Source organism: Proteiniborus sp. DW1 (assembly GCF_900095305.1).
Lineage (GTDB): Bacteria > Bacillota > Clostridia > Tissierellales > Proteiniboraceae > Proteiniborus.
Genome location: NZ_FMDO01000014.1, coordinates 59,809 through 74,198, shown reverse-complemented (window position 1 = coordinate 74,198; position 14,390 = coordinate 59,809). Strand labels below are relative to the sequence as shown.

The 14,390-nt window shown below is 31.7% G+C and carries 18 protein-coding genes; all 18 read right to left on the bottom strand.

All coding sequences use genetic code 11. From position 1 onward, the window contains the following. Positions 1 to 76: 76 nt before the first annotated feature. The 18 genes from DW1_RS04170 to fdhF all read right to left on the bottom strand — a co-directional run bounded on the left by DW1_RS04170 (position 77) and on the right by fdhF (position 14,162). Positions 77 to 316: a hypothetical protein gene (locus DW1_RS04170; RefSeq protein WP_074349381.1), complete on the bottom strand. Its 240-nt coding sequence runs from the start codon at positions 314 to 316 to the stop codon at positions 77 to 79. After that, complete coding sequence (locus DW1_RS15130; RefSeq protein ID WP_083605531.1) at positions 313 to 1,158, bottom strand: DUF3788 family protein; 846 nt, start codon at positions 1,156 to 1,158, stop codon at positions 313 to 315. The genes DW1_RS04170 and DW1_RS15130 overlap by 4 nt, the downstream gene beginning before the upstream one ends. 411 nt (positions 1,159 to 1,569) lie before the next feature. Next, positions 1,570 to 1,995 (bottom strand): NUDIX hydrolase, encoded by a 426-nt coding sequence (locus DW1_RS04155; protein ID WP_074349380.1) that lies wholly within the window; start codon positions 1,993 to 1,995, stop codon positions 1,570 to 1,572. A 220-nt stretch (positions 1,996 to 2,215) separates the two neighbouring features. Beyond that, complete coding sequence (locus DW1_RS04150) at positions 2,216 to 2,674, bottom strand: VOC family protein (protein ID WP_074349379.1); 459 nt, start codon at positions 2,672 to 2,674, stop codon at positions 2,216 to 2,218. A gap of 99 nt (positions 2,675 to 2,773) precedes the next feature. Continuing rightward, a complete protein-coding gene (locus DW1_RS04145; protein ID WP_074349378.1) occupies positions 2,774 to 3,358 on the bottom strand; it encodes a class I SAM-dependent methyltransferase in 585 nt (194 codons plus the stop codon). A gap of 217 nt (positions 3,359 to 3,575) precedes the next feature. Next, positions 3,576 to 3,839, bottom strand: coding sequence for a hypothetical protein (locus DW1_RS04140; protein WP_074349377.1), 264 nt, complete (start codon positions 3,837 to 3,839; stop codon positions 3,576 to 3,578). 487 nt (positions 3,840 to 4,326) lie between these two features. Next, the gene (locus DW1_RS04135) at positions 4,327 to 5,172 is read right to left on the bottom strand and encodes a CPBP family intramembrane glutamic endopeptidase (protein ID WP_074349376.1); all 846 of its coding nucleotides are present in this window, start codon (positions 5,170 to 5,172) and stop codon (positions 4,327 to 4,329) included. Positions 5,173 to 5,258: 86 nt separating this feature from the next. Beyond that, positions 5,259 to 5,669, bottom strand: coding sequence for a hypothetical protein (locus DW1_RS04130; RefSeq protein WP_074349375.1), 411 nt, complete (start codon positions 5,667 to 5,669; stop codon positions 5,259 to 5,261). 113 nt (positions 5,670 to 5,782) lie between these two features. Then, positions 5,783 to 6,538, bottom strand: a complete 756-nt coding sequence (locus DW1_RS04125; RefSeq protein ID WP_074349374.1) for a Nif3-like dinuclear metal center hexameric protein — start codon at positions 6,536 to 6,538, stop codon at positions 5,783 to 5,785. A 181-nt stretch (positions 6,539 to 6,719) separates the two neighbouring features. Beyond that, complete coding sequence (locus DW1_RS15770) at positions 6,720 to 7,091, bottom strand: metallophosphoesterase family protein (RefSeq protein ID WP_242942435.1); 372 nt, start codon at positions 7,089 to 7,091, stop codon at positions 6,720 to 6,722. A gap of 89 nt (positions 7,092 to 7,180) precedes the next feature. Beyond that, a complete protein-coding gene (locus tag DW1_RS15765) occupies positions 7,181 to 7,321 on the bottom strand; it encodes a hypothetical protein (RefSeq protein WP_242942434.1) in 141 nt (46 codons plus the stop codon). Between the two features lie 191 nt (positions 7,322 to 7,512). Beyond that, complete coding sequence (locus DW1_RS04115; RefSeq protein WP_074349373.1) at positions 7,513 to 7,947, bottom strand: DUF4275 family protein; 435 nt, start codon at positions 7,945 to 7,947, stop codon at positions 7,513 to 7,515. 364 nt (positions 7,948 to 8,311) lie between these two features. After that, the gene (locus DW1_RS04110; RefSeq protein WP_074349372.1) at positions 8,312 to 8,794 is read right to left on the bottom strand and encodes an NUDIX hydrolase; all 483 of its coding nucleotides are present in this window, start codon (positions 8,792 to 8,794) and stop codon (positions 8,312 to 8,314) included. Between the two features lie 183 nt (positions 8,795 to 8,977). Next, positions 8,978 to 9,217, bottom strand: coding sequence for a hypothetical protein (locus DW1_RS04105; RefSeq protein WP_074349371.1), 240 nt, complete (start codon positions 9,215 to 9,217; stop codon positions 8,978 to 8,980). Between the two features lie 145 nt (positions 9,218 to 9,362). Beyond that, complete coding sequence (locus DW1_RS04100) at positions 9,363 to 9,815, bottom strand: GNAT family N-acetyltransferase (RefSeq protein WP_074349370.1); 453 nt, start codon at positions 9,813 to 9,815, stop codon at positions 9,363 to 9,365. An 18-nt stretch (positions 9,816 to 9,833) separates the two neighbouring features. Then, on the bottom strand, positions 9,834 to 10,028 hold the full coding sequence (locus tag DW1_RS04095; protein ID WP_074349369.1) for a DUF4177 domain-containing protein: 195 nt from the start codon (positions 10,026 to 10,028) through the stop codon (positions 9,834 to 9,836). Positions 10,029 to 10,195: 167 nt separating this feature from the next. Then, the gene (locus tag DW1_RS15125) at positions 10,196 to 12,124 is read right to left on the bottom strand and encodes a 4Fe-4S dicluster domain-containing protein (protein WP_083605529.1); all 1,929 of its coding nucleotides are present in this window, start codon (positions 12,122 to 12,124) and stop codon (positions 10,196 to 10,198) included. Position 12,125: 1 nt separating this feature from the next. After that, complete coding sequence (gene fdhF / locus DW1_RS04080) at positions 12,126 to 14,162, bottom strand: formate dehydrogenase subunit alpha (protein WP_083605528.1); 2,037 nt, start codon at positions 14,160 to 14,162, stop codon at positions 12,126 to 12,128. Between the last annotated feature and the right edge of the window lie 228 nt (positions 14,163 to 14,390).

The window sequence follows — 14,390 nt, the reverse complement described above, 5'->3', positions numbered from 1 at the left end:
TGTCACCTCTTAAATTTATTTGTGCTATATCTTCATTTTGTATTTCAAAAAAGGCTCTTTAGTAAGAATACTATATTTATAGTTTCAACCTATAACCTCTATAACTATCAATCTGCTTAAATCCTACCTTTAAAGCTGCCTGTAATTCATCATCTGCATCTTCATCTATAAAGTTTAAAACTCTCTCTTTTCCTTCCTGAAAGATATCATAGAGTGACTTAGAAAGCAAATCTAGTTCAAGTCCACAGTTTTTGTATTCACTATGTATAGTAGTACAGCAAATATCTGCCAGCCCGTCATCAACCATCCTATTCAATGATTTGGTTTTTTCTTTATCTTCAACAATATCAGCACATCATTCAATTGTTCGTTATCAGTAACTCTTAACCAAATCCATTTTCCATCATGATAATGCTTAGTGCCATCTACCAAATCTAGTGTTGCCTTACCTACTTGGTCCTTTATACTATTGAAACTTTCCAACTCCTTCTTACCAAATGTAAATAAGACAGTAAAAGCTCTTCTTTCAGGATGAATTGAAATGATTGTTTTTTTACCGTATTTATAGTGTATTTCCCAGCCATATTTTTTTCCACCATAGTTGATATATTTATCAAGTTTATAATTATGTTCGATAAAGTTAATAAGCTTATCCCAAAGCTCTACAACGTTTTTCTCTTCAATAAATTTTTTCATACTCTCTTCGTTGGGCTTGATATTTTCATTAAACATTCTAGAAAATTGACCTTGTCTCTCTCTTAGTTCGTTTAACCTTTTAATATTCTCATATGGTTTAATAATATCCCTATAATCATTTCTTTTGATTTTTTCTTGAATTTTATCTTGAATATCCTCTAGTCTAACAGCCCTTTCCTCAAACTTTTCACATATATACTTATCGCACTGTGAGCAATTTTCGTATCCTTTTTCGATTACACAAGGTCTAACAGGACACCCTTTATCAATTAAACATGCAGTCAAGCAATCTGAACTAATACATCCTTCGCAGTAAATATTCTCTGCCTTTATTCTAAATCCAAAAAACCTAAACCACCCATCACTTAGCACTTGTCTTCTGTCTTCCTTGTCAATGTTCTCCTTGTATGCCAAACATAAATCACACCTATAGCCACATCGTGTCAATATTTCTTTTGTCATTTACCATACCCCCTTAAAGATAAATGCACATTCTCATAGCCACAAAACAATAGTATTATTCCTGACTATAACCCCGATAACTATCAATTTTCTTAAATCTAATCAGTTTTATAACCCTTTAAATAGCTAGGTTAACTAATTCAAGTTTATAGAGAAAATTTTAAAAATCTTCATTTGTTTTCCATCTTATTACACATGCAATTCTATATTTTTTGTCAAAATCCTTCTTTTCAAACCAACAATTGCCAAAATATAAAAAAGTAGTCATAATAAAATGGCAATTGAATACTCAGTAAATACATCTCTAGTAAAAATACGTTATTGGTAGGTAGTCTTAATTAGACTGTCTACTTGGAAGTATAATATCAGAAATAGCCTAGCTCTTTAAATTCTTTTTCCTAAATCATTGTATCACTCTATCATATATAATTCTTCGACCTTCTTAAATAAGCATGGCTGAATTAAAGGATAAGTTAAGTTCTCAGGCATAGTGTAAGACAACTTTATTTCACCTATTTCAGAACTTGGCAATTCACCTAGGTACTCCACTTCAGAATAAAATAATTGCCCATAAGACTCGATTTCAGATTTAAATACTGAATACACACATACTGGAAAAATATTAAACTTTCTCGCTCCAGTTTCTTCAATCAGTTCTCTAGAAGCTGTCATGTCAATGCTTTCATTTTTTTCTCTATGTCCACCTGGAATCTCCCAAGTTAGCCTCTCTTTATGTCTTACAAAAATCCATTTACCTTCATACCTTGCCATAATGACTGCAAATTGAAGTTTGCTATCTTCAATAGTGTTTAGCTCATAAAAGTTAACCTTCAGCATATTATGCCCCCTAGCCTTATATTTTGCAATAAGGATTTTTTAATGTATTATATAACTTCTTATATTTAATATCCAGACTGAAACTAATTGCATGGAAATCTGTTAAAAACTATATTCTTTTTCATTTTTAGAAAAAGCTAATAACTCAAAGAAGTTAGTACACTGAAAATAAGTTATTGACCCATTATTTAATTTATTTTTGTGTAGGATCCTTTTAATCTTAATTTTCTTTATTCTTTTCCTTAAGAAAATCCTCTTTATATTCATCTACTACATCCCATTTAGACCATGCTGCTTCTAATAAATTTCCTTCATTATCTCTGAAATAAAAATACTTAGCTTCTCCATCTCCAAGAGTATATAAATCTCCGACTTCTATTCCCTTAGTCTTCAATAAGTTATATGTATAATCAATGTTTGGACAATCAAGCTCCATTATTGGAAAAGGCTCCCCATTCCTTATTATTTCTAATGATTGCTTGTTTACTGTTTCGATAAGAAGTAATGCAATAGAATTTTTATGAGGATGATGTAAAACTGCCAAGAAAGAACCTCGATCTTGAAACTTATCCATCAATTTAAATTCCAAATTCTCTGTGTACCATTTTATAGATTCATCAATATTTGTAGTTGGAACATAAACATATCCAATACGGGAAAATGCAAACTCTTTACCCATTGATAATCCTCCTTTTGCAATAACCCTAATATATTTTTGTATTTTTTTACTTTGTGCGAATAGACATGTTAAGATAAGTATAAGCACTATCCGGTTATATTAGTTGGCATTAGTTTTCTTCTTAAACCCAATACAATATATTTGCTTATTCTTTTCTTTCTTTACAACTTCAAATCCCACTCTTTCTCCTAATTGAATATAGTAATTCATGTCTTGTCCAGATTTAGTCCATAACACCCCATAAGTTGTTGTGATCTTTTTACCTCTTAGTTCAATCTCGAGAGGTACCAAAAATATATCTTTTGTTCCACCAGGATAAGGCGGAATAGTAACATCCCATACAGTAAATTCTCCATCATCTTTTAAAACTCTATATACTTCTTCAAAAACTTTTTGGTGATACTGCTTTTCTATGTACATCAATGTAAAAAATGAAGTTGCTTCATCAAAAGTTTTATTTAAAAATTTCAATTCTCTTGCATCCATGACGATTTTCAATGGCCCTTCAGCTGCTTCTTCAAGTTCATCACTTCTAGGATCAATTGCAACTACCTTGTCACCTAGAAGTTGTCCAATAATGCCTTCTCCTCCTCCACCAATATCTAGAACTATCCCCTTTGAACTGTATTCTGCTAAATTTACGCTTTGGACGTCAATTGAGAACATTCTTTCATCTTGATTCATATGTCACCTCTCCCATAAACATATTGTCTATTACTATTTTACATATTTAATTAGTTTGACACTGTCTCTAATAAGATAGTAACAATCTCTCACTTTGCAGATATTATCAAAATAGGTTACTTAATCATTAGGGTTAACCCTATTAAGTCATAAATATTTTACTGTGATTCTATTCATATCTATGGCACTGGTCCTAATTTTCCATATAACAACTCATCTATATTGGCATAGCCTGCCATTTCTCTTCTATTCCAGCTTCTATAATTGCATTATCGCAAGCATCAAAAAATTCTACTGACTCAGGACTTACATCTCCATAAAGTATAAGTTCAATAGCCTTATCTAACCTTTCCCACGTATTTTCTGGTACTTGTCCACGACCTATTACCAAGTCTAAAATCTTATCAATAAATGGCTTAAACCTTCTTCCTAGTTTTGTTTCTATTGCATGAAGTAATAGTTTTTCAGAATATTGTAACACCAAATATTAAACTTATAAGAATTGACACTACAATGTATTTTAATATTATCTCAATAAACACTATTTCCACTCCCTAGCCTTAAATACTATATTCACTACCCTATAACATCTTGCAGTAGATTTGGCCAGCCTTCAAAAAAGCCATCTCCTATTTCAAAGTGTTTTGAATCATCAGAATAAACTTTATATGTAATCATAATATCACCCCTTTAATTTACTCACTATTAAACCTTTACTGATATAATAACTCACGCTCCAAACAATATATCATATTATTTTATAATGCTGGTTCTGACAAAAGCTTCTTATTTCATTTCATTCTCACCACCTATTGCTAAGGCTATCCATTTCATCTCTGTCATTATTTGTGTATCGTTTATTATATTAATAACAATTCTTAAGCAAACATACCATAAACCAGAATTTTCAGCTATCTTTCTCTATATTATTAATAGCACTACTTCACCATGTATTATGAAATATAATCTTACTTATTAAGGCTTCTTTTGCGACACAAATTATCAAGGAAATAACTGATTACTTTCAATATAATAAAAAATAGAGTAGAATATATAACAATGTCTCTTGATATATTACTATGATAAGCTACTGAATATCCTATAGCATTCTGAAAACCATGAGCTATTATACTTACCCAAATATTGCCAAGAAATGCTATGCTAAAAAAATATGGTATATGCATTAAACCTAGATTAATTGCAGTTTGAAAATTCCAGACAGTTACATGAAGTAGTCCAAAAATAAAAGATGATAATATAATAGCCCCTGCTGCCCAATATTTCTTGATAGCCTTAGAAAGCCAATTGGAGATTAAAATATAAATAATCAAGTTACATATCTCTTCAACAAATACAACAATCGGTAGCATAACTAGTTTTTTTATATACAAGTCAATTGTAATATTAGCATTAGATAGTCCTTGTGGATCAGATTGTAGCCATCCCATTATTTCTGGAACTATAACAATTAATACTCCGCTCATTATTACATAGTAAGGATAAAAATAAATAGTATTCAATATCTTAGTTATATTTATATTTGATTTAAAAGGGTTGTCCAAAAAAATACTAATGACTTTCATATTCTTAGAGCATATTAACAAGGTTATTAAATAGTATCCTAACTGTGGTATAATACCTCTAAAATTAAAATAATTATAAATTTTTGTACCAATAAATAACCATAATATTAGAAAATATCCCCAAAAATAATTTACGTTAACTAAACTATTATCTGATATCTTTTTATCTATTTTTTCAACTCTCTTTCTTATGTTATCTATTTTGCTAAAAATCTTTCTTACTACTTTCATTAGAAAACCTCATTTCGATTATAAAAAGTTATACTTATGATTTTTATCCCATGATATAGAAAATCAGCTATTTCCTTCAAATCAAGTTACATCAATACAACTAAAAAGTCTACTGCCACTACTATGCTTAATATAATATGATATAAACCTGGAATAATTTTCCTTTCTGAAGCTTTTAGTACTTTAATCGTATTCTTAAAACAGTCATTATATCCTTTAAGCTTTTTCTCTGTCGCACCAAAAAAGTAATATCTCCAGTGATTCATAAATAAGGCTATGAGCCATAATAAATAAAAAATAAGCAGCAACCATTTGCCTATACTATTAAAGGTTATAAAAAGGACTAGAAAAGATGCTAATATTATCCACCAGTAAAACTCAATGCTATAAAATCCTGCTCCATCAACAAGAACTTTTCCATTTATATTATATGTTTTAATGCAGCCCCAAAATAACAATAGTGTCATAATTGACATTATTATTACAATATAATACATTTAATTTCCCCCACAAATTTTATTTTTCCATCCACTCACCTATTTTTTAAGAAATAATCTTATTTCTTAACTTAAAACTTTTATAATTACTTATGTCTTAAATTTTACTTTCTTTATAATGCTTCAAGATGTTCTTCCATTAGTCTAATAATTTCTATATCTTCATATCTTTCCTTAACTTTTTTTGCAAGACTTTCTATTCCAAATATTTCAGTAAAGGTATGGCTTCCTATTATCAAGTTCATTCCCATAAATTTAGCATATTCAATGGTGTATAGAACTTTTTCTCCCGTTATGTAGACATCGCAATTTTTCTCAACTGCCACTTTAAGGTCTGTGGTGAAACCTCCGCCACCGCACACTAATCCAATCCTTTTTATAGCTTCATCTTTAAACTTCCATGCTTTTACTGGTTCCTCTAACAATGCTCCTAGTTTCTGTACTAAATCCTCAAATGTCATACCTTCATCAGCCTCTGCAATGCGTCCGCAATAGAACCCATCTTCTAAATGAGTCCTTTCAATTATTTGCAAACCTAACTTATCAATTAAAGAATTATTTGTTCCGAAATCACAGTCATCTAACGGAAGATGGTTAAAATAATGCGAGATATTGTATTCTAGCAGTTTTTCTCGACAAGCATCCTTAAGTCCAAACATAAAGTCCCAAGCATCATGATGTGTTAAAATCAAATCAACCTTATTTTTTCTTGCTTCTTCAATGGTATCTAGTGTTAAATTTGTACAGTATCCAATTCTCTTTATTCCTTCTGTCCCTCTTACTGTAATTCCACTTTCTTCATGGAAACAGTCATTATTCTTAGTATCAAATAAATTTACTATAAATTCTTCTATTTCACTTAATCTCATATACATATCCTCCAAAATTTGAAATGGGGAGTTTTTCTCCACATATAGTGAAAAATGTACTTTATTTATATTCTATATACAGAGATGAAGTTCTAGGTTCAATGGAAACACCATTCCAAGTATTTCCCAGCCCTATATCCTTGGGAGTTATATTCTGATATCTCCCCTCTATACCATCTATCTAGACGCTCATATTCTCATCAATAGTAACTATTGCATGTAATGCTTCTTCATAAAGAATCATATCCTTCAGATAAGGGTATCTGTCATGTATTTCTTTGCTGTAGTTAAAAGTTTCCTTTATTCCATGCCAAAAACATGACATGGAATTTAATGTGTAATAATGAATTCCATTAATGACTTTCACACCATCTCTATGGTCATGGCCATTCATACACAGCAATACCCGCTTTACGTCTTCATTTCTACGTTCCAGGATTTCTCTGATTTCCTCACGATTAGAAATTCCTCTCTTCATAAAATCATTTGATAGGCTCTGATGCGAAAATAAGACATAGTACAAGTCTTCGTCTGCTAACTCATTTTTTAGCAATTGGATTTCTTCTGGTGGAAAATATGGATAGTCATCTGTATTATTATTGTAGTTGCGTTTGTAGTATGTCTTGCTGCCATCTGGAGTATTTATATAGTTTGCATATGGTTACCTACATGAAAGAAGCACGGAACACCTAGTTCCTTTAATTTAGAAACTATATGCTTGTTTTCCTTAGAAGGATGGCACAAATCTCCCAGCTCTACAATAAAATCCACTTTTGCTTTCATTGCTGAATCTATAAATTATTGTAATCGTCTATCTGAGTCATGAATAATATCATAATGAAGATCTGTAAAAGCTGCAAATTTCAATTTAATCCCCTCCATTAGATCCTCTTATTTTATTTTTCTTGTTGTCATGAGACTAACGTCTGTGAACCTCTAATCCATCTAATTATTAAAATCAAATAAAATATACCTTATATATCTCTTCTACTAAAATAAGGTCCACACCATAAGGTTTCATGTGTTTTTACATAAGTCCATTTAAAATCTTTGTCCACAACATAGATATCCTGTTCCTCTTTTAGATCATTTGAATTAAGCATTTTTGCATTCTCAATTATTAAAGCATAATCTGAATGCTGCCAAAAAACATAGCAATAGTTTTTTTGTTCGTTATTAAATGCCTTTTCAGCCTCTGGACCTTGTAGACAACTTCTTTTTTCATAGCTAAACACATGCCATAAGTATCCACAAAAACCATCATCATCTAATAAAAATATATCCTTCTTCTCTTTAGTGGTTAAATGGTCAACAAAACTATCTTCCCATTGCTTCCTTAGAAAAACTCCCCACTTTGGAGCTTCAGTTACTTTTATTTTTTTCTTCTGAAGTATTTGATATATATTCATAAAGCCTCCTTAACATCTCAGTTTCTTAGAATACATGTTTTTGTATTATTTAGTTCATCTTCTTCAAAATCTCCTCCAATACTACACCATAATGGTTCCACTACCCTTGAACCAACTCTATAAAGAAATATATCTTATTGTTGAAAAATACATAAGCTGAATATATCCTCTATCAGCTAATTATTAAATGGTTGCTTTACTCCATATGTAAGTGATACAATCAAATTTCATCACTTATCATTCTAGCTAAATTGCATTGCCTTATCTAATCAGGCTTAGCCTATCCGTATTAACTCTCTAGATATACACAATAATCTAAGAGCACTTTCCCTTTTTCATGGACATTTTCGATTTGTTTTTACAACTAAACAAATCTTGATGATAACACTTTAAACTTAGGCTTTGAAATATAAGAACAATAGTGAATACGACCATCAAACTCAATTACATTTTTAAATCTAAGTGCACTAGCAGGAGCTGTAATATAATTTAACACATCATTTTTAGGAACCCAGATCACTTCACTCGTTTCATTAGAAGTCTTTAATTCCCCATCTACATAGTCACAAATAAAATCAAACATAACCTTTGTAGGTACATGTGTAACCTCATCATAATGCATGTGTTGTCCAACATTGGAATATATACCTACTAAGCATCTAACAGAGGCTCTCACTCCACTTTCTTCTAAAATCTCTCTTAGGACACCTTCCTCAATATTTTCTCCAACTTCAATTTGTCCTCCAGTACAATCCCACCCTCTATTATGGGTTTTTACGATAAGTATGTTCCCTTTTTTATCAAAAACATATCCCCCAGCTGCTACAATATGTGTTGGCCATGCCATATCTTATCCCTCCCATTATATTGACTACAGTTACTTTTTAATAACTGTTGCTTTAAGTCCCCTTCACTCGTCTAAGTATAATTCATATACTTACATAAACTTTCGTCCTTCTTATGCTATTTTTATGAATCTGCATTACCTAAATCTTCTAAAAGCAACATTTTCATAGATTCATATTCTATTTTATTTTGCTTTATTAACTTTTTCATTTCCACGCTTAAAGTTACCTGTTATTTTAGCCATAATCAATTGTGATTCAAATGTATCAGCATTTGCAATTTTAGCTAAAAATTTTTCACTTTCTTTTCCTCTTAGTATCTTTACTTGCTTCTTTTCCCAAAATATAAATACCTTATTATCTTTTGATACTTTATAGGAAAAAGGTTCTTCTTCTAGCCTATTACGTTTATCTATATTGTCCAAATATATCTCCCCCATTAAAAATTCTTACGCTTTCATTTACTTTTTACACTTTAATTGAACTTGTTGCATAAAAAGTTGAAACTATGCAAAATGAATTCCATAATCATTTTTTACCTCATATATTTCTCTCATTTAAAAATCTAGCCTATAATTCTGTAGAATATATACGAGAACTCTCTCCCCATGGATGATAACCTACACCAACATACTTAAACCCATACCTCTCATAGTAACCAATATGATCTGTACAGAGGTATAGGTGAGAAAATCCCCCTGTTTTTGCATCTAGTTTTGCCCGTTCTAATAGAAGAGAACCATAATTATTTCCCCTGTAATCTTCCTCAATATATAGTGCACATACCCAGGGATATAAATCCATACGGCTAATAAAATCATTTGTTATAAGACCTGCACAGCCGATTATTTTATCATTATTTAATAACAGATACCATTGAGGTAATGGATTAGTAGTAGTGATACAATTTGTAATACAGTCATCATAGACTTTCATACTACTTGGCGATGCCCATTTACTTTGAAAATATTTAATTGCTCTATCTTTATATTCAGGAGATTTTTTTATAGATATAACTTCCATATCATTCACCTCATATAATTATTTTCTTCTTTTGAATACTGCTATTGCTTCTCTACCATACCCTTGAGCCCCATTTGTTGAAAAACAGGAAACTAGCTCCCATCCTTGCTCTCCAAGCTTATTCAATTCATAGTCAAACTCTTCTGTATCTAATATACCTCCAGTAAAGCCCTGAAGTCTAATCTTAATTGTTTTATGTTCCCATCTTTCCATCTCTTCTCCCCCTTAAATTGAAATAAAATTCAGATATCTTTATTGTAAACTTAATCCAGTAAGTTGTCTATAAATATAATTCTAAAGTAAGGAATTTTATAAATAGATTAGCAAAAAAAACTCCATTTAAAAGATCTTCACCTTTTAAATGGAGTTCATAAATTTTTCTAAAATTCCGGTGGTAGTGTTAGCATTTCTTCGTAGTTAAATACTGGTCCATCTACACACATATATTTACTTCCTACCTTACAGTGTCCACATTTACCTATCCCACATCTCATGTGAGTCTCTAGTGATGTTAAGATGTTCTTACCATCTAAACCTAGTTCTAATAGGTCACTAGATACAGATTTAATCCTATTAGGTGAAGCACATATTATTGCAGTTGAATTGTCCCAATCGAAATCTAAATCTTTAATTAAATCATTCATATATCCGACATAAGCATCAACTTCATTAGTTGGTTTAGCTAAGGCATAAAGCACCTTAATTCCATCTAACTTGCTCCACTCTATCAAGTCATTCCTATATATTAGGTTTTCGTAGGATCTTGAACTAGCTATGATAACTACTTTTCCATAGTCTCGCCTATTTTCAGTTACTCTCTCAATAGCAGTACGTACAGGTGCCAGTCCAACTCCACTACCTATAATTAGAATATCTCTTCCTTTAAGCTCATCTACAGGGAAGCCTTTCCCAAATGGTCCTCTTAGTCCTATTTTATCTCCAATCTTCATATTATGAAGAACAGTTGTTACCTTACCTGCTTTCTTAATATAAAACTCTAGATAATCCTTTTTGAAGTCACCTGAAGGAATAGATATAGCTATTTCTCCTACTCCAAATACAGTTATCTTAAAAAACTGGCCTGTATATTTTAAGCTCTCATGTAATGACTTGTCCTCATATTGAACAACAAATCTCTTGATATCGCTGGTTTCTTGGATAATATCCTTAATAATAGCTACCTTAGGTGTATATACATATGAGCAATCATCACTACATTCATGTTGTTCTGGCACTACCTTAGTATTTTCTTTTGCTTTTTTCTCAAGTTCCTGAATGACCTTATCACTATATTTCTTTCCTAATTTTTCAACTATTTCAACTATGTCAATATATACCGGACATGCATCTATACATCTTCCGCATCCTACACAGCCCTTAAATCCATATCTTTCATCAATGTATTTCATCTTATCATAAATTCTATATCTGACTCTTGAGACTTCATCCCTTGGATTATGTCCTCCTGCATTTCTTGTAAATGAGTCTGCCTGACAAGAATCCCAGTACCTAACTCTAGAGCCTGTTCCGTCTCCATTATCCTCATCAACTACATTGAAGCATGTACAAGTTGGACAAACATTAGTACAGCCAGTACATCCCATACAAGTCTTAGATAACTCTATCCATATTTCATCGTCAAAGCTCTCTTCTAACATTTGTTTTACATCAGAAACTCTTAGTTTCTTTGTAAATCTACTTAGTGCCAACTCATATACTGCTTTCTTTTTATTAGACATATCTTCACTTATAGGCATAAATAGATGAGCAGCTATGGCTATTAACTCTTCTCCCCTACTTGTACCTATTTCAACTAAATATCCATCGTCTATAGGAGTGAAAAGTATATCATATCCTTTTGTAGCAAATGGTCCTGTACCAGTTGAATTACAGAAACAGTTGCTACCAGGGCTTGTACAATTAATAGCTACAAAATATGCTTTTTCTCTTTTTACAGCATAGATATTATCTTTATATCTTTCATAAAAGAACTGATCCAAATAGGTTATGCTATAAGTGTCGCATGGTCTTACTCCAAAATATACTCTTTCTTTAAAGCTTTCACCATCTATATGAGATAATTCTATTCTGTCATTTTTCTTTTCCCATTTAAAAAGTTCTTCTTTTTGCCCAAAAAGATATTTTTTTATAGGAAGTGCAAAGTTAACATATTCTTCTGTGAAGTCTTCACTATCTATAAATGGAAGAAGGTCTACTACTCCACTATGCTTCATAGGAGCATATACATCAAAAGTTTCCTTCCAGCAATTTAAAGCTTCTACTAAATTTTCTTTTTTTAATAGATACATTCTATTTTGCCACCTCTATTCTAACTGAACAAACCTTAAATTCAGGTATTTGTGCAACTGGATCTAAGTTTCTATTAGTTAACTTGTTTACAGGAGATTCCCCAAAATGTATGGGCATGAATACTACTCCTGGATTAATTTTATCTGTAATCATAGCATCTGCAAATATTGAACCTCTTCTTGAAGTAACTTTTACTTTTGCATTGTCTCTTATCCCAAGCTTTTTTGCATCAGCAGGATTTATTTCAATAAACCCTCTTGGTTGTTCTCTATGTAAAGCCCAAGATCTTCTAGTCATAGTTCCTGTATGATAATGATGTTGAGTTCTACCTGTAGTCATTATAAAAGGATATTCATCACATACTATTTCTCCGGAATCTCTGTATTCATTTGCAACGAATTTACCTTTTCCTCTAGAGAAGTTTTGTCTATGAAGATACTTTGTTCCAGGATGATTTCTATCTGTACATGGCCATTGAATACCTTCACTATCTATTCTCTCATATGTTATCCCTCCATAAATAGGAACTACCTTTCTTATCTCTTCCATAATATCTGAAGGAGAGTTGTATTCAGCCTCAAATCCCATAGCTTTAATAATTCCAGCGAGTATTTCCCAATCAGGTTTACTACCTCCTACTGACTCTATAACCTTTCTTACTCTCTGTACTCTTCTTTCTGTATTTGTAAAAGTACCATCCTTTTCCAAAAAGCTTGAAGCAGGTAATACTACATTAGCCAACTTTGCAGTTTCAGTCATGAATATATCTTGAACTACTAGGAAGTCTAAACTCTCAAGAGCTTTCTTCACATGATTAGTATCTGAATCAGATAATATTGGATTTTCACCTATTATATATACTGCCTTTACCTTATCTTTTATTGCAGCATCAAAAATCTGAGTAGCTGTCATGCCTTTCTCTCTAGCAAAATCACTTCCCCAAAATTCTTCAAATCTCTTTATAGCATTTTCATCACTTGCCTTTTGATATCCAGGCAATGAATCTGCTAAAGCGCCCATATCACAGGCTCCCTGCACATTGTTTTGTCCTCTTAGTGGATTTAAACCTGATGATGGCTTGCCTATCTGTCCCACTAGCATAGTTAGATTAGCAAGGGCAGAAACATTCATGCTCCCTGTAATATGCTGTGTGATTCCCATAGTATATAAAATTGTTGCATTTTTGCCTGATGCATATGTTCTCGCAATCTCCCTAATGGTATCAGCATCAACTCCTGTGATTTCCGCAGCCCACTCTGGGGTATATTCAGAAACTGATGCCTTTAATTCCTCGTATCCTTCCGTTCTCTCTTCAATAAATTTCCTGTTTTCTAAGCCTTCAGCAATGATTACATTTATAATACTGTTAATAAAGGCAAGGTTTGTACCAGGTTTAATTTCTGCAAATATGGACGAGAACTCTACTAAAGGTATTCTCCTTGGATCTACTACAATCAATTTTGCTCCGTTCTTCCTTACAGCCTCTATTATTCTCATGCCTATTACAGGGTGTTGTTCTGTAGTGTTTGAACCTATTACAAATATTACGTCAGCATTTGAAATCTCTTCAATTGAGTTTGTCATGGCTCCGCTTCCAAATTGTGCAGCTAAACTAGCTACAGTAGGGCTATGTCAGAGGCGGGCACAATGGTCTATATTATTAGTTTTAATAACACTTCTTGCAAGTTTTGTAGCTAAATAATTTTCTTCATTTGTACATCTAGCTGATGATAATATACCTATTGAGTCAGGACCATAATTATTAATTGTATTCTTAAAAGACTCTGCAATATATTTAAATGCTTCTTCCCATGTAGTTTCTTTAAAAGTTCCGTCCTGCTGCTTAATTAAAGGGTGCTTTAATCTATCGCTATGATGAACAAAGCTATACCCATGCCAGCCTTTAACACAGAGTTTTCCTTGGCTTACTGGATGATCGGGCTTAGGAGTTATGCCAACTATTTCACCATTATCTACATTTACATAATAATTACAACCACAACCACAATATCCACATGTAGTTAACACATTTTTCATTTGTTAAGCCTCCTTTAATTTTTCAAACATCTCATTATAACATTATTAGTTTACGATATCAAAGGCGATTTTGTTAACAAACGTTTTCATATGAAAAAATTTTTAGGGAAAGCCAAAAGGCTTTCCCTAAAAATTAGTATATAATATAAATTGGATAACAAATCAGGATAATGTGTTAAATATTTTTGCTATCTTCTCTTATTCATAGGCTAAGCTATCAAAAAGACT